This is a genomic window from Streptomyces sp. NPDC005799, assembly GCF_040630525.1.
Lineage (GTDB): Bacteria > Actinomycetota > Actinomycetes > Streptomycetales > Streptomycetaceae > Streptomyces > Streptomyces griseorubiginosus_B.
The window spans coordinates 43,558-63,159 of sequence record NZ_JBEXXQ010000046.1 but is presented as its reverse complement, the minus strand read 5'-3'; the positions used below and the strand labels follow the sequence as shown (position 1 = coordinate 63,159).

Below are 19,602 nucleotides of genomic sequence, written 5' to 3'. Positions count from 1 at the left end.
ATCTCTGATCGGAGACCCCGTGTCCCTCACCTTCCACTGGTTCCTGCCCACCAACGGCGACAGCCGCCACGTCGTCGGCGGCGGCCACGGCACCCCGGCCACCGCCTCCGGACGAGACCGGCCACCGACGGTCGCCTATCTGAGCCAGATCGCTCGCGCCGCTGAGGATCTCGGCTTCGTCGGCGCGCTCACCCCCACCGGAGCCTGGTGCGAGGACGCCTGGCTGACCACCGCCATGGTCAGCCAGCACACCCAACGCCTGAAGTTCCTGGTCGCCTTCCGCCCCGGCTTCGTCTCGCCCACGCTCGCCGCCCAGATGGCCGCCACCTTCCAGCGGCAGAGCGGCGGACGGCTCCTGCTCAACGTCGTCACCGGCGGCGAGAGCCACGAACAGCGGGCGTACGGGGACTTCCTCGACAAGGACGCCCGATACCGCCGTACCGGTGAATTTCTGCGGATCGTTCGGGAGCTGTGGGAGGGCAAGACCGTCGACCTGGCCGGGGAGCACCTTAGGGTAGAGGATGCGAAGCTGGCCCGCGTGCCAGATCCGGTACCGCAGGTGTACTTCGGCGGCTCCTCCCCCATCGCCGGCGAGGTCGCCGCCAAGTACATCGACGTCTACCTCACCTGGGGCGAACCGCCCGCGCAGGTCGCGAAGAAGATCGCCTGGATTCGCGGGCTCGCGGCGAAGGAAGGGCGGACGCCGCGCTTCGGTGTCCGGCTTCATGTCATCACACGCGATACCTCCGAGCAGGCTTGGGCAGAAGCGGACCGTCTTCTGGCGGGCTTCGATCCGGAGACCGTGCGGTCGGTGCAGGCCGGGCTCACGCGCAGCGAGTCCGAAGGGCAGCGGCGGATGCTCGCCCTGCACGGCGGAAGCCGGGACGCTCTGGAGATCCACCCCAATCTATGGGCCGGCATCGGTCTGGTGCGCGGTGGTGCGGGAACCGCGCTGGTCGGCAGTCATGACGAGGTCGCCGAGCGGATCAAGGAGTACGCCGCACTGGGAATAGAGGAGTTCGTGCTGTCCGGGTATCCGCATCTGGAGGAGGCGTACTGGTTCGGGGAGGGAGTGTTGCCACGGCTCGCCGCACAGGGCCTGTGGCGGCATCCGGCAGGGAAGCAGGAAGTGGCTTCGGCTCAAGTGCCGTTCGCGGGCTGACTCCGCACCCCGCCAGGCGTGGTCACGTCCACGGACGTGGTGTACGGCAAGCACCGTCCCCCAGCAAGGGGCACCGACGAAACTCCAGCCGTGCGCCGACCGGCCGACGGGCGGGCGGTGTACCGGGGGATGTTCGGCATTGTCACTTTGCCCTGCCGTGCACTGCGGCCGCACCGCCGCTGCTTCCCTGGGCAGCGCGTCCAGAAGCACAACACCGCGCACACCTACACATACTCGTGGGACAGCGGCGAAACCATATCCGGAGGCGCCGACAGCAGCCCGGCCACCCTCCGCCCCATCCCCGTCCCAGTGGTCATCTTCGACAACGACACGTGCATGCCTTCTGGGGTTCCGAATCAACACGGCCCGTTCGGCGAGCTCCCGCCGACGTTCCACCGCACTGGTGCCCAGGCGCCGCTCAACCGGTCGCCGGCCCCTCCCAAGGGCAGCCTGTGCCTGCACCGCTTCCACGCGATCCGGCCGCGGGAGTCACACTCGGCACGACATGAGCGTCGCTGACCGTCGCCCTCAGGACCCGTGGGTGACGCTGACCCGCACGGTCAGCGAGCCCCTGTTGTCCTCGGAGCAGGACCCGGCGGTGTCGTTCATCCCCAGCTGCAGGGTGCCCTTTCCGGCGGCCAGGAAGGTCAGCCTCTGCCCGACGGAGTGAACCGGGAAGTCCTTCTCACCCTCGAGGCGCGCCAGAAGGGAGGCGAACGGGGCCGCGGACTTGACCTTGCAGCCGTTCGCACCGGACATCGCCTTGTCGGTGGCGGCGTCGTATCCGCTCGGCCCGGTCAGGGGCCAGTTCCGGTAGTCGGCGGTCCACTGTCCCCTGACGAAGCGCACGGTGACCTTGTCCCCCCGCTGCACGGAGACTCCGGCCACCGGCTGCCAGCTGTTCGCCGCCTGGACGACCTGGCTGACGGTCGTCGTCCTCGGGCCATCCTTGGGCGGCAGGGCCCCGGTGAGGAAGAGACCGCCCACGACGCCTGCCGCGAGCAGCGCAGTACCGGCGAGTGCCCACACCAGCCGCTTCGGGCCCGCCGAGCGGGACGCCTGCCGGGGAGTGGGCTTGAGCGATGTGGTGTGCAGGACCGTCGGCACTGTCTCCCCGGCCGGTACGAGCCGCTCCTGGCCGCTGGTGACGGTGTCCGCGTCGGCCAGCGGAGTCGTCGGCCGCGCTACCCGCACGGTCGCCGACGGCAGCGGCCCCGCGTCCGCCTCCCCCGCCGCGACCCGCTGCAGGGCGGAACGAGAACCTGCCGCCGAGGGGCGCTCGTCCGGGGACTTGCGCAGCAGTGCTTCGATCACCGGGCGCAGCGGGCCCAGCCGATCCGACAGAGCGGGTTCCTCGTACGCCACCGCGTGCAGCGTCGCGGGGCGCGCGGGCCGACGGAAAGGAGACTGACCACCGCAGACCGTGGCGAGGGTCGCGCCCAGTGACCACAGGTCGGAGGCCGGGCCGACCTCCGCTCCCATCACCCGCTCCGGCGCCATGTACTCAAGGGAGCCGACCAGTTCCCCGGTGGTCGTCAGGAACTCGCCGTCGTCCAGGGCCGCGATACCGAAGTCGGTGAGGACGGCGCTGCCGTCGCGACGCAGCAGCACGTTGGCGGGCTTGACGTCGCGATGCAGGGTACCGGCGGCGTGCACGGCCGCCAGCGCGTCGAGCAGCTGTAGCCCGAGTGCGGCGGCGTGTTGCGGTGCGAGCGGTCCGGACTCGGCGATGTGATGCGCCAGCGATGGCCCGTCGACGAGTTCCATGACGATCCACAACCGGTCCTCGCCCTCCACGAGGTCATGGATGCCGACAACGTGCGGGTGCGGCACCCTGGCGACCGCGCGCGCCTCACGGATTGCGCGGCGGATCCGGACGCGGTGCTCCTCGTCGCCGTACGCAAGGATATACAGTTCCTTCGCGGCGACCGGGCGGTCCAGCAGTTGGTCATGGGCCCGCCATACCGTGCCCATGCCACCCCGGCCCAGCACCTCGTGGAGCTGATACCGGCCGGCGATCACTCGATCCGAGCCGGATTCCGAACGACTTGCCGCCTGGTGATCGCTATCTCCGGATATCACGGACTCTCTCACGTTTCTCTTCCGGCGGCCTGGGCGCCCGCCGGGCGTCGTTGTCTTCGAACGCGGCCGAGCATAGCGGAGCACTTAGATGGCCTTGTGCAGTCAACTACCTTGTACGGGAGGGCCCTTGGCGGGCGTAGCTTTCAAGCTCCCTGAGCTGGGCGTTGGTGCGCCGGGTCCGGCGGAGGCGGTCGGGCAGCGGTGTGCGGGCGTCAGGCAGCACACGGTGGGCGAGGAACAGCGTCTTGAGGAACAGGCGGATCACTCGCTCGCGGCGCGGCCCCATCCAGCCGATCCGGTGCAGTTGGCAGACTCGTTCTCCAGCGAGGTAGCGGGTCAGATCACGGCCGAAGGCATGCAGTGGGGCCGGGAACCAGCGCTCGGCGAAGAAGTGCATCATCGCGGTGGCGACCCGGTGCCCGGAATCGGTTGGCTCGTAGGGACGGGAGTCGAATTTCCGGGCGAACTCCTCCATTGCCTGCCAGTCCTCGGGGAAGGGTTCCTCGGCGAGGGGTCCGGATTCGCGTTCCAGGATGCGGAAGACGGCCTGCGCCCAGTGGTGCCAAGCGCGTTGCATGTGTTCGGGGATACCGGGCAGACCCAGCGTGGTCTGGAGTCGGTGGGCAAAGGTGGCCAGCAGGACCAGCGGATAGACGAAGTCGTCGATGTCGTCGAAGTTGCCGGGTAAGTTCGGCGTTTTTCGGGCCACGGCCAGATGGATGCGATTCAGCCGCTCAGCGGCTGCGCGGCCCGCCGAGCTGGACACGCCGTCCACCATCCAGGCCACCAGGAAGTCGTTGCCGTCCTGGAAGCGCCGGTACGGTTTCGTCTCCAGTTTTCGCGTGTGGTCCAACGTGGCTGCCCCAAGCGACGGTTGCATCATGTGCATGGTTCCCGGATAGATCATCATCGCCAGGGCGAACTCGGGTACCCGGTGGCTGACGTAGAGCGCGATCATCCTCTCCCACTCGGCGTCCGGATCCATGCGGGCCAACTCGCGATCCACCCACTTGTAGCCACGGCGCAAAGTTGGTTCCTCCACCTCAAGGCCATGGGGTGATCTCCCGTGGCCGCTACAGGAATTGATGCCAAGTCGGTGGTGCTGCACCGAGAGACGCAGCCGTGACGAACCGGGTTCCCGGTGCCAGGCTTACGCGCTTGGCGGAACTCTCGCCGAAGGCGCTCTCCTGCCTCGGAGCCGGTCACTCCGTCAGGTCAGACACCCATGTCGCTTGGTGTCAAGTGGCGGGGCTGTGGGCGTGGTGCGACCAGGCGGTCGCGTCGTCGTAGGTGGTTCTGGCTTTGAGGCAGCCGTGGAGGATGCCGACGAGGCGGTTGCCGAGCTGGTGGAGGGCGGGGGTTGTAGCCGGCCTCGCGGGCACGTTGCTTGTCGTATTAGCGGCGGGCGCCGGGTGAAGCGCGCAGGGCGGCGAATGCCTGGCGCTGGAGGGCGTCGGCGAGGCGGTTGTTGCGGACGTAGCGGGCCTGGACGGTGTGGCTCTTGCCGGAGGCCCGGGTGGCGGGGCTGGTGCCGGCGTAGTTCTTGCGGGCCTTCGCGGACGCGTGACGGGTGGGGTCGTCTCCGAACTCGGCGAGCACCCGGGCACCGGTGATCTCCGCGATACCGGGCATCGAAAGGTAGACCTCAGTGTCCGGGTGCGCCAGAAAATGGGCCTTCACCTGCACTTCCAGTGCGGCTATCTGCTCGTTCAGCGCGATGATCAGCCGCGCGTGGGCGGTGGCGGTGGCCGCGAGGCGGCCGTGACGGGCTCGGGCAGGCCGAGCTGCGGCTCGCGCAGAGCGGTCTGGATGGTGGCCGCCTTCGCGTCACGGTTGTGGCGGCGATGACGGGCCAGGACCGCGGTGATCCGGGCGCGGGTCAGTTTCGCCCCGGCTGCCGGGGTGGGCGCCTTGACCAGCAGTTCCAGGGCGTCCGTACTGGTCAGCTCCAGGTCTGCGTAGACGGACAGGGCGGCGGGGAAGTATTCGCGCAGCGTGGTCCGCAGCCGCTGAAAGGTGCGGGTGCGTTCCAGATGGGGGTCTGGTGGGCGCGGGCGACGACCTTCACAGCCTGCGCCTGCTCGCTGTCCCCGGCCACCGGCCGCAGCTGAACCCGATCGATGCGGACCATGTCCGCGAGCGCGTGCGCGTCGCTTCCGGAGTCAGCGGTGATCAGCAGCCGGGAAGCGTCGAGGTAGTCCTGCCAACCCTGATGGGTCCACCAGCGGCGATGGACTCCACCGCGAAGGCGGCGGTGTTGTAGAACCTGCCGCTGTTCATGCTCTACCTGGTGCTGCAGGCCGCGGACGTACTCGGAGGCCGCCCGCAGAGGGTCGAAATTCGCCTGGACCGTTCCTACGTGGACCGAGGGCGTATTTGTGGCCGTACAGGCCGACGTGGGCGAGCAGTGACGGCACAATGAGGCTCACAGCGGAATAAACGGTGCAACCGCCCGCAGCGGGCGTGCGCCGGAGGCGGAGATTACTTCTGCCGGTCCCGTTCCACAGCTTGTTCGCGGTAGTACGTGCGCCAGATCAACCGGTGCACTCGCGTCCAGCGCGGTACGGATCGCACTCCGGGGATGAACGGCACGAGCATCAGGCCCAGGCTGAGCAGGGCCATTAGGCCCCAGATCAGGGCGTCGGCGTTGCCGGAGGACTTGAAGGGTTCGATCTGATACCAGAACGTGTAGAGCCACAGCCACGCCTGGCCCGGATAGTTCCCGGTCTCGTTCATCATCCCCCACTGGTCGCCGCCGAGGTGCTCGGCACGGGCAAGGGACTCCAGGTAGGAACCATCGGAAAGGAAGAGCAACGGGCGGGTGTAGTTGGTCTCGTAGAACTTGCCCTGTGCCTGGAGCTGGCCGTCCAGCGCGCCGCTGCGAGCCAGTTCGAGAAGGCGTGCGATGAGGACGGGGACCGGGCCGTAGTCCCCCTTCGCGGGGGCACCGCCGTTGGCCTTGGCCAAGGCGTCGGAGTAGGCCGAGGTCCACGCCTGGTGCCGGGTAGCCGGGGCGGCGTCCCAGGCGGCGAGGGCCGCGCTGACGGCGGGCGGTTCGGGCGCGTCACGCAGCGGGCGCAGCACGAAGTCGTTCGCCGTGTCCACCGGGATGCGGACCCCCGCGGCGCTTTGCAGCCCGACCGGCCCGAGTTTCTGGGCCGCGCCTGGCGTGTGGTTGTACGGCGGCCCGTACTCGGCCGTACCGCTGGTCCCGCCGAGCTCGGACACGGCGGTCGTGGTGAAGTCGGCGCCGTCGGCCCTCGACCAGGAGGCCAGCGTCACCGGCTTGACGTCGGGCGAGGAGAAGATGGCGGCCAGGCCCACGGTGAGCAGCGCGACCACCACCAGCGCGATCGTGAACTCCTTGATCAGGTCGTACGGCCTGGCCGGAAAGGCGGCCGGGTCCGGCACGGCGGCTTTGCGCCTGCGTCGGTTCATCGCGCCGCCTCCTCGTCGGTTCCGTCCAGGGGAGGGACGGCGTCGATCGGCGGCACGATCCCGCGCAGCCGGACCAGCAGGATGTGCCAGACCGTCAGGAGGCCGAGGGCGAAAGGCAGCAGGACGATGTGCCACATCAGCATCTGGCCGAAGTCCAGCACGTTGAAGAACGCGCCGATGCCGACCGAGTTGAGCCCGTCCTTGGCCTGCCCGGCGATCCACTGGGAGTCGAAGTTCTGCTGGATCAGGTAGCCGGTGAAGGCCGTGCCGATCGAGGCGAAGAAACACACCGCACCGGTGACCCAGGTCAGCGCCCGCCGACCGCGCCAGGCTGCCATGAAGAACTTGCCCCACAGGTGGATGACCATGAAGAACATGAACAGCTCGACGCTCCACAGGTGCAGGCCGTTCACGTACTTGCCGGTTCCCGAGACATGCCACCATGCGGGCCCCTTCAGGGCGAGCACCCCGCCGGTGACCAGGACGACGATCAGTGCGGCCACGGTGAGCACACCGAAGACGTAGATCCATGAGGCCATGTACGCGGGCTGGGTGTCCGGCAGCAGCCTGTCCGGGGGCAGTGCCCGCACCGCTCGCCGCCGGACCGCTCCGGTCCAGCCTCCTCCCACCTCGCTCATCCTCGGCCTCGCCTCCGGGGGAAGGGCAGGAGTACGGCCGCCACGAAGACGACCAGCATCACCCCGATGACCACGAGGTTGGCGACAGACAGCTGCACCACTCCCCAGTGCACGTAGTGCCCAGTCCCGTTGAGATCGATGGGCGCGGAAAGCGCGCGCTCGACGGATGGCGGATGTCCTGTCATGGGCCGGCTCCCCTCGAAGTCCGAGAGCAAGTAGAGCGCCTTGTACGACCCTCGGCCTGCTGACCGGGCCGGCCATGGGCCGAACGGCTCAATCGCGCAACGGCAGCCCCGCGTACCCGGCGGCCACGCTGCCGCGGGCGCTGCCCGTGCCGGCCGGCACCAAGGTCGCCAACTGGCAGACGATCTTGTCCGCAGACAGCCGCCCGCGACCCGCACGAGGACACGATCAACAACCCACACCTGCCCCATGACCAGCAACTTCAGGTCGGCGAAGGCTCGCTCAACCCCGCCCTGCCCCTCGCGCTCGCCCTCTGGGTGGCACTGGCCGTCTTCCTGAAGCTGTGACCCCATTGCGAACCACGCCGATGCCACTGCCCGCACAGGCCAGCTCAACGAGAACGGCCGACTCCTCGACAGCCGCCTCACCCTGCACCAGGCCACAGCAAGTGCCGGTAGGGAAGGCGGTAGGGAGCCTTGTGAGCCGTTGGCCGCCGCATAGCTGGGCAACCGAGCCGAGGGCGCTTTTCCGATTGAGTCACTGAGCGGTGTGCACCCTTCACGATGCACACCGCTCAGTGGCCGTCAGGCGAACACGGACAGGAGGAGTGCCATTCCGAGGCCGAGCACGCTCACCAGGGTCTGCACCACGGTCTGTGTCTTCGTGGCCTGAGTGAGATCCATGCCGAAGGATTCCTTGACCAGCCAGAAGCCGGCGTGGTTCACGTAGTTCAGCCCGAGGGAGCCTGCCCCGATGGCCACCACGAGCAGCGATGCCTCCAGGCCGCCTCCGCTGACCATGGGGGCGATGATGCCGGTGGCGGAGACGATACCGACGGTGGCGGAACCGGTGGTCAGCGACAGCAGGAGTGCGATCAGCCAGCCCAGTACGATGACGTTCAGATGTGCCCCCTTGGCGGCGGAGGCGATCGCGTCGCCGATGCCGGAGTCCTGGAGAACCTGCTTGAACGCACCACCGCCACCGATGATGAGCAGGATGGCGGCGATGGACTTCAGGCTGTCCGTCAGGGATGCGCGGACCTCCTCGCCGGAGCGGCCCGTGCCCAGAGCGGTCACGCCGAGAGCGAAGAGCAGCCCGGCGAGCATCGCCACCACGGGCTCGCCCAGGAAGGTCAGCGCGGAACTCACGGTGCTCGTCTCGTCGAGCACCGTTTCGGCGAGGGTACGCAGCAGCATGAGGGCGACAGGGACGAGCACCGCGGTGACGGCCAACCCGGTCGGTATCCCGGAACGTGACGTGACGTCCGTTTCCGCCGATGACGCATTAGAGGCGCCGACCGTCACGCTGACGGGCGACCTCTCTCGGACAGACTGCGACGCACCCGTGAACTGCGCGACAAGAGCCTCGTCCGGGCGGACCTCGGCAAGGCGCGGCGCGATCCACCGGGCGTAGACGGGGCCGGCCAGGATCACGGTGGGGACGGCGCAGACGAAGCCGACGACCATGGTGAGGCCCAGGTCGGCGTGGAGACCGGTCATGGCGGTGAGCGGTCCCGGGTGCGGCGGCAGCATGCCGTGCAGGGTGGACAGCGCTGCGATGGCCGGTACGCCGAGCAGGACGTACGGGGAGCCCTTCGTGCCGCCCTAGGCCTCCAGCCTGCGCGCCACGCTGAAGATCAGCGGCAGCAGCACGATCAGGCCGACCTCGAAGAACATCGGGATGCCGATCACGAACGCCGCGGCCGTGACCAGCCAGGGCAGCCTGCGGGTGCTGGAGCGGTCGATCAGGGCGTGGGCGAGGGCGTCGGTGGCGCCCGAGTCGGACAGCAGGCGCCCGAGCATGGCGCCCAGGGCCAGTGTGATGCCCACGTCCCCGAGGGTGCCGCCGGCACCGTCCTCAAGGGAGGCCACCAGTTTGGCGGCGGGCTCACCGGCGGCGAGGCCGGTACCGACAGCGACGACGATGAGCGCGACGAACGGATGGATGCGCAAGCGGGAGTTGATGAGGCAGATCAGGGCCGTGATCGCGAGGGTGAGGATGAGCAGCAACCACCAGGTGTGCGTGGTCATGCGGGTGCCTTTCGACGGACGGTGACGGGCATGGCGAAGTGAGCCGCAGCGCAGAAGGGTCGTTGTGCGGCTGGTGTCAGGAGGGGCGGGCGGCAGCCCGGTCAGTCCAGTCCGAGATCCTGGACGAGACGGGCCACTGATGTGTCCTGTTCGGACAGGTACGCGGCGAAGGCGTCGCCGGTGCTGAACGCATCGGTCCAGCCATGGCGGCGCAGTTCCGCTTTCCATTGCCGGGACCGGTGCATCGCTGTCAGCGCTTCGATCCACCGCCTCCGGTCGGCGCCTTTGATGCCGGGCGGCGCCACGACTCCCCGCCAGTTGCTGAAGACCAGGTCGATACCGGACGCCTTGAGGGTCGGTACTCCGGGCAGTGCGTCGATCGGTCGTGGGCTGGTCACCGTCAGGACCCTGAGCTGACTGGCGTCGATCTGGTCGAGGAACTCGCCGAAGCCGGTGGTGGCGAAGTCGACCTTGCCGTCGAGGAGAGCGGGCAGCAGGTCGCCGCCACCGCCGCCGTAGGCGACGTAGCCGACCCGGTGCGGGCCGATACCGACGGCCTTGGCCAACTCCATGGCCAGCAGGTGGTCCGGGCCGCCAAGTGAGGATCCGCCCCCGACCTTCAAGCGCGCGGGGTTCCTCTTCCAGGCGGCGATCAGATCGTCGATCGACCGGTAGGGCGAGTCACGGCGCACGACCACCGCGCCGGCCTCCTCAACCAGCCGGGCCAGCGGAGTGGTCTCGATGATGGACGCCTTCGTGTGTGCCACGTGCGACGCACCGATCACTCCGAGACCCATCTGCAGGACGAGTTGGCCGTTGCCCCGCTCGTTCACGATGCGCTGCAGGCCGACCGTGCCGCCTGCTCCCGGCAGGTTGAAGACCTGCACGCCGGAATCCACGCCGGTCTCCTGCAGCACACGGGCCACTGTCCGGGCCGTGGTGTCGTATCCGCCACCAGGGGTGTTCGGAACCATGATCCGCAGCCCGGTGTCGGCCGATTCCCCGTCGGGCAGCACCTGGCACCCGGCAAAGAGAAACAGTGACAGCGCGAGGAGGGCGCCGCGAATGGCGTGCGATCGACCTCTCATGGCACCTCTCTTCCGCTGCCGTCACGATGGACGTCATGATTGTGCGGCCCGTGGTGCGAGCCGCCCAGTTTGTGTCAGCAGTAGAGATTGAGTTCGTTGTGGTCATCAGTTTTCGGCGTCATACCCTCGCGGGCCAGATGCTGGCGCTGCAGCTCGCCATCGTCGTGGTCGTGCTACTGGCGGTCGCGGCACTCTCGCTCGCCCAGTCGGAGGCCACCTTCAGCCGGGTCGAGGGCCGCCGCGTGAGTGCGCTGGCCGAGCAGTTGGCTGCCAATCCACTGGTGCGCAACCAGCTCCCGCGACCGGCGCCGGAGGAGACGCTGGCCCCGCTGACGCATTCCACGCTGGTGCAGTCCGGGGTCACTTCCGTGACGATCGCCGACTCCTCCGGTCGCATCGTCAGTTCGACCAACCCGACGGTCATCGGTGACCGGCTGCGGCTCGGACCGGGGGTGGCCCGCGGACGAGGCTGGTCCGGCTCGCTCACCTGGGACGGCAGCCGCGAACTGGTGGCGCAGGTGCCGGTGCTTGGCGCGGCGAGCGGTGACCTGGGGCGGACCCTGGGCATCGTCATGATCGGGGAGGCCTCCCCGACGGTGTGGCAGCGGCTCAGTGGTGCGTCTTCCTATCTCCTCGCCTACCTGGGCATCGCCAGCGGGCTGGGCCTCGCCGGCTCCTGGCTGCTGGCCCGACGGGTCAAACGGCAGACGCTCGGTCTGGAGCCGCGAGAGATCACCGGGCTCGCCGAACACCGCGAGGCCATGCTGTACGGGATCGCCGAGGGCGTGGTCGCCTTGGATCCCCAGCAGCGCCTCACCCTGGTGAACGAGGTGGGCAGGCAGCTGCTCGACCTGCCCGAGGAGTGCGTGGGCCGGACGCTGGACGAGCTCGGCATCGACGGCCGTCTGCACGACGTACTCACCGGCACCCGGCCCGAAGCGGAGCACGGACCAGACGAAGTGGTCATACGGCACGGTCGCGTGTTGGTGATGAACAGGATGACCGTCACGAAGAACGACCGCCTGCTCGGCTCGGTCACCACGCTGCGGGACCGCACCGAACTGGCCCGGCTGGAACGCGAGATCGGCTCCTTCCGCAGCACGTCCGAGCTGCTACGGGCCCAGACACACGAGTTCGCCAACCAGCTGCACACCATCTCCGGACTCATCCAGATCGGCGAGCAGGACGAGGTCGTACGCTACGTCCGGGCGCTCACCCGGCGCCGCCAGTCCCTGGACATGGCCATCGGCCGCCGCATCCACGATCCCGCCATCGCCGCCCTCCTCATGGCGAAGGACTCCCTCGCGGCCGAACGCAAGATCACCCTGAAGATCTCCGACGTCACCTCCCTCGGCCGGCTCGCCTCGGAGGACGCCGCCGACGTGGCGACCGTGGTCGGCAACCTGGTCGACAACGCCATCGACGCCGCAGCCGGAAGCGACCTCGACGACCGGCAACCCTGGATCGAGGTCGAACTCCGGCAGGACGCCTCCAGCGTGGAGATCGTGGTGTGCGACTCGGGCCCGGGCGTAGCTCCCGAACTCGCCCAGGAGGTCTTCCACCACGGTTTCACCACCAAGGCCGCCGCGGAGGGCGAGCGGGGCATCGGCCTGGCCCTCACCCAGCTCGTCTGTGAACGACGTGGCGGGGAGATCAGGGTGACCAACACCGCCGAAGGCGCCCGGTTCACCGCGCGCATGTCCGTGAGCCACTCAACGCGAGCGATCGAGGAAGCAGCAGCACATTGACGGACACCTCCGGCACGATCGACGTTCTCGTCGTCGACGACGACTTCATGGTGGCTCGGGTCCACCGCACCTTCGTCGAGAGGGTGCCTCCGTTCAGGGTCGTCGGCACCGCGGGCACTGGTGAGCAGGCCATCACCGCCGTCGACGAACTGCGCCCGGATCTCGTTCTCCTCGATCTTTATCTGCCCGATGTCTTCGGCCTGGACGTCATCCCGCGGCTGCGCACCGCGGGACACGACTGCGACATCATGGTCATCAGCGCCGCGCGCGAGGCCGACACCGTGCGCGGCGCGGTCCGCCACGGTGTTGTGGACTACCTGCTCAAACCCTTCGACTATGAGGACCTGAAGCCCCGCCTGGACCGGTACGCCGCACGGCGCGGCCGGCTTCTCACCACGGTGGTGCGCGGCCAGGCCGACATCGACCGGGCTCTGTCCGCAGGGCCTGTCCCCGCTGCTGTCGCCAGACTCCCGAAGGGCCTGAGCGTGGAGACCGCCGAGCTCGTCGAACGCACGCTTCGCGATGCGGACGGCACCCTGTCGGCCGCCGAATGCGCGGCCGCCACCGGTATCTCCCGTGTCAGCGCCCGCCGTTACCTGGAGCACTTCCACACCACCGGCACAGCGGATGTCTCCCTGCGTTACGGCGCCGCCGGCCGGCCCGAGCGGCGCTATGGCTGGCGAGACTGAGCGATGGGTGCTGCCGAGCGTACGTTCACGCGGGCACCCCATAGGGGCGCCTGGACGGAGGAGCCCACCCAGCAGCCAGTTGGGCGCTACCTCCAAGCCCGGTCCTTTAGAACCCCTAACAAAAGGACTTTTCGACGTCTTCTGGCTCCTCGTGTCTCGGTCCGGTGGCATAGGCCAGCGGGGGTGCGATTGCTTGGACATCGGCTCCCTCCCCGACCCATAGCCCGATGAAGACCGCGGCGGTCGCTTCCAGGAGTCCGGCTCGTTCGAGACCGCCGCCGGCCACGGGCTCGCAGCCGGCATGCCGCACCAGCTGGTGCACAAGCGCGAGGGCCGTTTCGTCGTCTCCGCAGACCGGAACGGCCAGTGGTCGCCCGTCGAAGATGGGTGGGGACATGCGCCACACGTCTTCGTGGCAGAGATTGAACGCCTTGATCACATGAGTTCCCGGGGCCGCCGCGGCCAGTTGCTGTGCGGCCGAGAGCCCACCCTGTGTCAGCAGCCGGAAGCCCGGACCAACCGGATTGGAACAGTCGATCAGCACCTTGCTGTCCAGGACCGCCCGCAGTTCCCTCGCCACGCTCGCCCCCGCGCCGAAGGGCAGCGCGGCCAGAACCACTTGGCCGAACTCGGCCGCCGCGCGGAGACCAGCAGGCTTCGCGCTGCCCCCGAGGCGCCTCGCGAGCCCCTCCGCCTTGTGCACGTCCCGGCCTCCGATGGCCACGTCGTGCCCAGCCCGGACCCAGTGGGTGGCAAGCGCGTCCGCCATGCTGCCCGTGCCCAGTACACCGATTCTCATCACGCATTCCTCCCAGGACCTGCTCGGACCGTTTGCACCGACGCTAGAAGGTCAGTCGGGCACCATTTGGTACGTGACGACCGACGCTTTCCTCGCCGACTGCCGTGCCCGCCTCGCCTTCGACCTCCTCTCCAACACCTGGAACCCCGTCCTACTCTGGGCACTGCGCGACGGTCCCAGACGCCCGGTCGAATTACGCGAGCAGATCGGGGGAATCAGCTCCAAGGTCCTCACCGAGACGCTGCGACGCCTGCAGTCCAAAGGACTGGTGGACCGGCAGGCTCATCCCGGAGCGCCGCCGCGAGTTGAGTACCAACTCACCAAGCTAGGGCGGACTTTGCTGGCACCCATCGACGCTGTCGGAGCATGGGCCTTCGACCACGGCGACGAGGTCATGGCCGCCCAGGAAACCGAATGCACCGCCTCCCAGTCCCCCTCAGAGGGAGCGCAGGCGCCGCCAGCAGATGAGGGCGCATCCGAGGGTGAGGAAGGCTTCGTGGATGTCGTCGCGGATCTCCCAGCGGATGCGTAGGCGGCGGAACCAGTGCAGCAGCGCGAAGCTCTGTTCGACCACCCACCGGTGCACGCCGAGACCGGATCCGTGTTGGGTGCCGCGGCGGGCGATGATCGGAGTGATCCCGACCGCTTTGACCTTCTTGCGGTACTTGTCGTGGTCGTAGCCGCGGTCGGCGTACAGCGCCTCGGGTCGTCGGCGGGGCCGTCCGCGACGGCCGCGTACCGGCGGGACGGCCTGGATCAGCGGCATGAACTGGGTGACGTCGTTGCGGTTGCCGCCGGTCAGCGTCACTGCCAGCGGGATGCCGTGCGCTTCGGTGATCAGATGGTGCTTGGAGCCTGTTCGGGCACGGTCGACCGGGCTCGGTCCGGTTTTGGGCCGCCCTTCATGGCCCGCACGTGGGAGCCGTCGATCACCGCCCTGAACCAGTCCAGTGCGCCAGCGGCGTTCAGTTCGGCCAGCAGTGATTCGTGCAGACGCTGCCAGACTCCCGCGTCGTTCCAGTCACGCAGGCGGCACCAGCAGGTCATGCCAGAGCCGAAGCCCAGTTCCTGCGGCAGGAACTCCCACGGAATACCGGTGTAGAGCACGAACAGGATGCCCGACAGGATCTTAGGGCCGGGTCAAGTTGACGGTAGGGCCTGCCCGGCGGATCAAGCCGGGCGCGAGTAACCGAGCCTCTCAGCCTCTCCAAACGGGGTCATGGGGCTACCCCCGCTCGAACGAAGCCGAGAGGTGGGGAAGCGTGCCGCTGCAATGCCGAGGAGGCTGATCCGCGGCAGGCCCTGAGCACACCGACGGACGTGCCGCCCATCCCCGTAGAGCAGTCGAGAGCAGCTCACCGCTCATCGGGAGGAGATCGGGACATGGCAGGGCAGAGGGTCAGACGTGTCAGGGCTACGGCGGTCGCGGCGGCGGCGATGGCAGCGCTCACGGCGTCGCAGGCGCCAGCGGCGACCGAGGCGCGGGCCGCCGTGCCGACTCTGGAGACCGCAGAGCACGGGCCGAGCGTGTCCGGTGACACTCCGTACCGCACGGATCTTCCGCCGCTCACACGCAGGCACCAGGGCACGGCGTCGGTGGCGACAGGCGGAGCGGTGCCCGCCACCGTCTTCGCCGCCTACCGGCACGCCGAGGCCGAGCTCGGCCGCACCGCTCCCGGCTGCGGGCTGCGCTGGCAGTTGCTGGCCGCGATCGGTCAGGTGGAGTCGGGGCAGGCGGGCGGTGGGCGGGTGACCTCCGACGGTACGACGGTGACGCCGATCCTGGGTCCGCGGCTGGACGGCGGTGCCTTCGCCGTCGTGCGGGACACGGACGGTGGTGCCTACGACGGGGACGCGGTGTACGACCGGGCGGTGGGGCCGATGCAGTTCATCCCGTCGACGTGGGCGCGGTGGGGTGCGGACGGGAACGGCGACGGGCGGTCCGACCCCGACAACGTCTTCGACGCGGCGCTTGCTACGGGGCGGTATCTGTGCGCGGCCGGACGGGACTTGTCCGAGGCCGCCGGGCTGGACCGGGCGATCCTCGGCTACAACCACTCGGCGGCGTATCTGCGGACAGTGCGGGCCTGGTACGCGTACTTCCTGGAGGGGCATCGGGTGGTGCCGGACGGTTCGACGGGTACGGCGGATCCGGCGCTGCGGACCTCGACGGGCCCCGAGCCTTCACGGCCGAAGCCGAAGCCGAAACCGTCCCCTCGCCCGAGCACCACCCCTTCCCCGGCCCCGACGCCGTCCGTCTCTGCTTTGCCGACTCCCTCCAACTCCCGCCCGGCGAGCGGGAGTACGGCGGAACCGGTCGCTCCCGTACCCACCCCGAGTATCGACCTCCCCGTCGGTGACGTGCTCCCCAGCACCGGCCCCTGACCAGTAACGGCGCGGACTCGATGGCCTCCTCCCCCTCCACAAGCGCGGCTACCCGGCGGTAATGTCGCAACCCGCCGGACCGGGACACCGGCGAGTGAGCGCGAAGGGGCCCTCATGGCGACGGAGATACCTGCGGAGATGGATGCCGCCGACGAACGTTGGCGGCGCATGTGGAGCCACCGCGAGCAGTTGCTCAAGGTGGCTCGGCGCAGGTCGATGAGCCAGGAGGACGCCGAGGACGCCGTGCACGACGCGATGCTGCGCGCGGCCGAGCGGCCGGATCTCGACGAGGAGCGGCTCGGTGCATGGCTGACGACGGTGACCATGCGGCTGTGCGTCGACCGGTACCGGCAGGTCAACCGCGAGGCCGAGGTCCGCGTCAGCCCGAGGTTGATAGCGCCGGATCCGGTGCCGGTGGAGGAGACGGTGTGCGACCGGGCGGAGGCGAAGTGGCTTGCGGTGCGCAGCGGTGAGCTGCCCGCCCGGCAGGCGGAGGCGCTGTGGCTGAAGTCGGAGGACCTGGACGTCGGCCAGGTCGCCGTGAAGATGGGACTGAGCTACCGCACCGTTGAGTCTCTGCTCGCCCGGGCCCGCCGAACCCTGCGCAACTCCCTGGCCGCGACCCTCGGCTTTGTGCTGTTCCTGCTCGGCCGGGGGCGCCTCAAGGCCGGCGGCAAGGCACAGGCTGTAGCGGTCGCGTCGACGGCGGCGACGCTGGCGGTGGCGGGGTTCGTGCTGCCGTACGCACTGGACGGGGGCCGCACCACCACGACGGCTCCGCATCCGTCGGTGACTCCCGGCGCGGGGGCCCTGCGGAGCGATGGCACCAGCACGAGCCGGGCCCGGCAGGCACCGGCCTCCTCGGCCACGTCGACCACTCCCCCGGCGGCCGAGTCCCCAAGCGACGGAACGCAGGTGGTACCGCTGTCGGTCCCGCCTCTGCCGCAGGTTTCGGCGCCGACGGTCCCGAAGGTGCCCGGGATACCCAGCGTGCCCAGGGTGTCCGCACTGCCGACGGTGACGGAACTCCCCGACCTGCCCACCACGCCGGTCGCGCCCGCTGTCCCCACCCCCGCGGTGCCGTCCGCCTCACTGCCGACCTCCGCCCTGAGCGCGCTCCCGTCGGCCCCTTGACGTGCTCCCTGGCCCAAAGTCCAGGGATTCCGGCCTGAGTCGTCCGACCCTTCCGAGGGCTGCCTGCTTCACCGCGCTGTGCCGGGACTTTCGTCCTGGTCTTACCGGCGCTCCACGCGGCGTCTAGTGTCTCCGCCCGTCCGGCGGCGACGATGCGGCGTCCTTCGAAGAGGACGTTGCGTGCTGCTTCGTGGTCGCGGTCGTGCACGGTGCCGCGTGCGCCGCACGTCCACACACTGACCTGCAGGGGCTTGGGGCCGTCCCGGAATCCGCGGGCCGAGCAGACCTGTGCCGCGATCCCTCCTGCATCAACACCACAAGGCCACCCGAACCGCCCCTGCGGGCCCGCTCGAACGGTCCGCGGGCCGTGCCCGAACCGACCCGCAGAGCCCCCTCAGACCCGCCCAGACTCCGCCCCGCAGACCCACCCGAAAAAATCTCCCTTCCGAGCGACGGACCGCCCGCCCCTCCCCGTAGAGCAGATGTCGGAGCAGCTCCACGGGCCGAGAGGTGGACCGGATGGGTGTCGAGATCTGTGTGGAAGGGCTGACCAAGTCCTTCGGTCACCAGGTCATCTGGCAGGACGTGTCGCTGACGCTGCCCGCCGGGGAGGTGTCCGTCATGCTCGGCCCCTCCGGCACCGGCAAGTCGGTGTTCCTCAAGACGCTCGTCGGGCTGCTGAAGCCGGACCGCGGCAGCGTGCGCATCGCGGGGCGGGACATCACGAAGCTTCGCGAGCACGAGTTGTACGAGGTGCGGAAGCTGTTCGGCGTGCTGTTCCAGGACGGCGCACTGTTCGGCTCGATGAATCTCTACGACAACATCGCGTTCCCGCTGCGCGAGCACACCCGCAAGTCCGAGAGCGAGATCCGCCGCATCGTGCTGGAGAAGATGGAGATGGTCGGGTTGATCGGGTCGGAGCGGAAACTCCCCGGCGAGATATCCGGCGGGATGCGGAAACGGGCCGGGCTCGCACGCGCCCTCGTCCTCGACCCCGAGATCATCCTCTTCGACGAGCCCGACTCCGGCCTCGATCCCGTCCGAGTCGCCTATCTCAACCAGCTCATCGTCGACCTCAACGCGCAGATCCACGCGACCTTCCTGATCGTCACCCACGACATCGCCTCTGCCCGCCAGGTCCCCGACAACATCGGCCTGTTGTTCCGGCGCGAGCTGGTCATCTTCGGCCCACGGGAAGAACTGCTGACCAGTGACGAGCCGGTCGTGCGGCAGTTCCTGAACGGGCGTATGCAGGGCCCGATCGGCATGGCGGAGGAGAAGGACGCCGCCCAGATCGAGCAGGAGCTGGCCCAACTGGGCAACACACAGACTCCCGGCAGCCAGGCTCTGACTCCCCGCCTGCTGCCGGGCCCAGGCATCCTCCGACCGCCCCGCTGGGACGCGATCGCCGAGCGAGAAGCGGAGCTGCGGCGGCGGAAGGCGGTGGCGGACCTATGAGACTGTCACCGACCGGTGCGCTGCGGCAGTCGGGAAACCTGTTCGCGATGGCGCTGGACGTCGCCCGGACGATGCCCCGACGGCCGTTCCAGGCAAGGGAGTTCATCCAGCAGGCCTGGTTCATCGCGAGCGTCACCATCCTGCCGACCGCCCTCGTCTCCATCCCCTTCGGCGCCGTCATCGCGCTGCAGATCGGAAGTCTGACGCGACAGCTCGGCGCCCAGTCGTTCTCGGGCGCCGCCTCGGTCCTCGCCGTACTGCGCGAGGCCTCGCCGATCGTCACCGCGCTGCTGATCGCGGGCGCGGGCGGCACGGCGATCTGCGCGGACCTCGGGGCACGGAAGATCCGCGAGGAGATCGACGCGATGCAGGTCCTCGGCATCGACCCCGTCCACCGGCTGGTCGTGCCGCGGGTGCTCGCGTCCATGGTGGTCGCCGTACTGCTCAACGGTCTGGTGTCCGTGGTCGGCGTCGCCGGCGGCTACTTCTTCAACGTCGTTCTGCAAAACGGCACGCCGGGCGCTTACCTCGCCTCCTTCACCACCCTCGCTCAGCTCTCCGACCTGTGGGCGGCCGAGATCAAGGCACTCGTCTTCGGGGCGATCGCGGCGATCGTCGCCTCGTACAAGGGACTTACCGCGAAGGGCGGCCCGAAGGGTGTGGGCGACGCCGTGAACCAGTCCGTGGTAATCACCTTCATGTTGCTGTTCGTGACGAACTTCGTGATGACCGCGGTGTACTTCCAAGTCGTCCCACAGAGGGGCTGAG

18 protein-coding genes and 2 pseudogenes are annotated in these 19,602 nt (G+C 69.1%); 9 read left to right on the top strand and 11 right to left on the bottom strand.

The genetic code is table 11. The features are described from left to right. Positions 1-19 precede the first annotated feature (19 nt). A complete protein-coding gene (locus tag ABZ453_RS36025; protein ID WP_359021811.1) occupies positions 20-1,162 on the top strand; it encodes an LLM class flavin-dependent oxidoreductase in 1,143 nt (380 codons plus the stop codon). A gap of 528 nt (positions 1,163-1,690) precedes the next feature. Here the strand turns inward: ABZ453_RS36025 and ABZ453_RS36020 are convergent. The 4 genes from ABZ453_RS36020 to ABZ453_RS36005 form a co-directional block, all read right to left on the bottom strand. Continuing rightward, the gene (locus ABZ453_RS36020; RefSeq protein WP_359021809.1) at positions 1,691-3,184 is read right to left on the bottom strand and encodes a serine/threonine-protein kinase; all 1,494 of its coding nucleotides are present in this window, start codon (positions 3,182-3,184) and stop codon (positions 1,691-1,693) included. Positions 3,185-3,350: 166 nt separating this feature from the next. Next, complete coding sequence (locus tag ABZ453_RS36015) at positions 3,351-4,271, bottom strand: DUF2236 domain-containing protein (RefSeq protein WP_359021808.1); 921 nt, start codon at positions 4,269-4,271, stop codon at positions 3,351-3,353. A gap of 211 nt (positions 4,272-4,482) precedes the next feature. After that, positions 4,483-4,626: a hypothetical protein gene (locus tag ABZ453_RS36010; RefSeq protein ID WP_359021806.1), complete on the bottom strand. Its 144-nt coding sequence runs from the start codon at positions 4,624-4,626 to the stop codon at positions 4,483-4,485. Between the two features lie 13 nt (positions 4,627-4,639). Continuing rightward, positions 4,640-4,876 (bottom strand): transposase, encoded by a 237-nt coding sequence (locus tag ABZ453_RS36005; RefSeq protein ID WP_359021804.1) that lies wholly within the window; start codon positions 4,874-4,876, stop codon positions 4,640-4,642. Positions 4,877-5,288: 412 nt separating this feature from the next. On the opposite strand from ABZ453_RS36005, the gene ABZ453_RS36000 reads away from it, so the two are divergent. Next, positions 5,289-5,507: a hypothetical protein gene (locus ABZ453_RS36000; RefSeq protein WP_359021802.1), complete on the top strand. Its 219-nt coding sequence runs from the start codon at positions 5,289-5,291 to the stop codon at positions 5,505-5,507. Between the two features lie 218 nt (positions 5,508-5,725). Here ABZ453_RS36000 and ABZ453_RS35995 read toward each other — a convergent pair whose 3' ends face one another. The 5 genes and pseudogenes from ABZ453_RS35995 to ABZ453_RS35975 form a co-directional block, all read right to left on the bottom strand. Continuing rightward, positions 5,726-6,682 (bottom strand): hypothetical protein, encoded by a 957-nt coding sequence (locus ABZ453_RS35995; RefSeq protein ID WP_359021800.1) that lies wholly within the window; start codon positions 6,680-6,682, stop codon positions 5,726-5,728. After that, a complete protein-coding gene (locus ABZ453_RS35990; protein WP_359021798.1) occupies positions 6,679-7,320 on the bottom strand; it encodes a cytochrome b N-terminal domain-containing protein in 642 nt (213 codons plus the stop codon). Before ABZ453_RS35990 ends, ABZ453_RS35995 begins: the two co-directional genes overlap by 4 nt. Next, positions 7,317-7,505 carry a hypothetical protein gene (locus ABZ453_RS35985; RefSeq protein ID WP_359021796.1) on the bottom strand — a complete coding sequence of 63 codons (189 nt, stop codon included), beginning with the start codon at positions 7,503-7,505 and terminating at the stop codon, positions 7,317-7,319. Before ABZ453_RS35985 ends, ABZ453_RS35990 begins: the two co-directional genes overlap by 4 nt. A 582-nt stretch (positions 7,506-8,087) precedes the next feature. After that, positions 8,088-9,533, bottom strand: a pseudogene (locus ABZ453_RS35980) (gluconate:H+ symporter). A 101-nt stretch (positions 9,534-9,634) separates the two neighbouring features. After that, complete coding sequence (locus ABZ453_RS35975; RefSeq protein WP_359021794.1) at positions 9,635-10,621, bottom strand: tripartite tricarboxylate transporter substrate binding protein; 987 nt, start codon at positions 10,619-10,621, stop codon at positions 9,635-9,637. Between the two features lie 98 nt (positions 10,622-10,719). On the opposite strand from ABZ453_RS35975, the gene ABZ453_RS35970 reads away from it, so the two are divergent. Then, positions 10,720-12,369 carry an ATP-binding protein gene (locus ABZ453_RS35970; RefSeq protein WP_359021792.1) on the top strand — a complete coding sequence of 550 codons (1,650 nt, stop codon included), beginning with the start codon at positions 10,720-10,722 and terminating at the stop codon, positions 12,367-12,369. Beyond that, entirely contained in the window at positions 12,366-13,058 is a 693-nt protein-coding gene (locus ABZ453_RS35965; RefSeq protein WP_359021790.1) for a response regulator, read from the top strand. The genes ABZ453_RS35970 and ABZ453_RS35965 overlap by 4 nt, the downstream gene beginning before the upstream one ends. 115 nt (positions 13,059-13,173) lie before the next feature. Here ABZ453_RS35965 and ABZ453_RS35960 read toward each other — a convergent pair whose 3' ends face one another. Beyond that, on the bottom strand, positions 13,174-13,857 hold the full coding sequence (locus ABZ453_RS35960; RefSeq protein WP_359021788.1) for an NAD(P)-binding domain-containing protein: 684 nt from the start codon (positions 13,855-13,857) through the stop codon (positions 13,174-13,176). 73 nt (positions 13,858-13,930) lie between these two features. Between ABZ453_RS35960 and ABZ453_RS35955 the strand changes: the two genes are divergently transcribed. Further along, the gene (locus ABZ453_RS35955; RefSeq protein ID WP_359021786.1) at positions 13,931-14,389 is read left to right on the top strand and encodes a helix-turn-helix domain-containing protein; all 459 of its coding nucleotides are present in this window, start codon (positions 13,931-13,933) and stop codon (positions 14,387-14,389) included. On the opposite strand, the pseudogene ABZ453_RS35950 reads toward ABZ453_RS35955, so the two are convergent. Next, positions 14,294-14,982, bottom strand: a pseudogene (locus ABZ453_RS35950) (IS5 family transposase); the annotation flags it as partial. The gene ABZ453_RS35955 and the pseudogene ABZ453_RS35950 overlap by 96 nt on opposite strands. Positions 14,983-15,240: 258 nt before the next feature. Between ABZ453_RS35950 and ABZ453_RS35945 the strand changes: the two are divergent. The 4 genes from ABZ453_RS35945 (at position 15,241) to ABZ453_RS35930 (ending at position 19,601) form a co-directional block, all read left to right on the top strand. Then, positions 15,241-16,242, top strand: coding sequence for a lytic murein transglycosylase (locus tag ABZ453_RS35945; RefSeq protein WP_359021784.1), 1,002 nt, complete (start codon positions 15,241-15,243; stop codon positions 16,240-16,242). A 114-nt stretch (positions 16,243-16,356) separates the two neighbouring features. Beyond that, on the top strand, positions 16,357-17,376 hold the full coding sequence (locus tag ABZ453_RS35940; RefSeq protein WP_359021782.1) for a sigma-70 family RNA polymerase sigma factor: 1,020 nt from the start codon (positions 16,357-16,359) through the stop codon (positions 17,374-17,376). Positions 17,377-17,895: 519 nt separating this feature from the next. Beyond that, positions 17,896-18,834 (top strand): ABC transporter ATP-binding protein, encoded by a 939-nt coding sequence (locus ABZ453_RS35935; RefSeq protein WP_359021780.1) that lies wholly within the window; start codon positions 17,896-17,898, stop codon positions 18,832-18,834. Further along, on the top strand, positions 18,831-19,601 hold the full coding sequence (locus ABZ453_RS35930; RefSeq protein ID WP_359021778.1) for an ABC transporter permease: 771 nt from the start codon (positions 18,831-18,833) through the stop codon (positions 19,599-19,601). The genes ABZ453_RS35935 and ABZ453_RS35930 overlap by 4 nt, the downstream gene beginning before the upstream one ends. The last annotated feature ends 1 nt before the right edge of the window (position 19,602 follow it).

Coding starts and splice junctions, on each gene's coding strand:
- ABZ453_RS36005 (WP_359021804.1), bottom strand. CDS start 4,876: ATGCCCGGTATCGCGGAGATCACCGGTGCCCGGGTGCTCGCCGAGTTC.
- ABZ453_RS35995 (WP_359021800.1), bottom strand. CDS start 6,682: ATGAACCGACGCAGGCGCAAAGCCGCCGTGCCGGACCCGGCCGCCTTT.
- ABZ453_RS35990 (WP_359021798.1), bottom strand. CDS start 7,320: ATGAGCGAGGTGGGAGGAGGCTGGACCGGAGCGGTCCGGCGGCGAGCG.
- ABZ453_RS35985 (WP_359021796.1), bottom strand. CDS start 7,505: ATGACAGGACATCCGCCATCCGTCGAGCGCGCGCTTTCCGCGCCCATC.
- ABZ453_RS35975 (WP_359021794.1), bottom strand. CDS start 10,621: ATGAGAGGTCGATCGCACGCCATTCGCGGCGCCCTCCTCGCGCTGTCA.
- ABZ453_RS35960 (WP_359021788.1), bottom strand. CDS start 13,857: ATGAGAATCGGTGTACTGGGCACGGGCAGCATGGCGGACGCGCTTGCC.
- ABZ453_RS35945 (WP_359021784.1), top strand. CDS start 15,241: ATGGCAGGGCAGAGGGTCAGACGTGTCAGGGCTACGGCGGTCGCGGCG.
- ABZ453_RS35940 (WP_359021782.1), top strand. CDS start 16,357: ATGGCGACGGAGATACCTGCGGAGATGGATGCCGCCGACGAACGTTGG.
- ABZ453_RS35935 (WP_359021780.1), top strand. CDS start 17,896: ATGGGTGTCGAGATCTGTGTGGAAGGGCTGACCAAGTCCTTCGGTCAC.
- ABZ453_RS35930 (WP_359021778.1), top strand. CDS start 18,831: ATGAGACTGTCACCGACCGGTGCGCTGCGGCAGTCGGGAAACCTGTTC.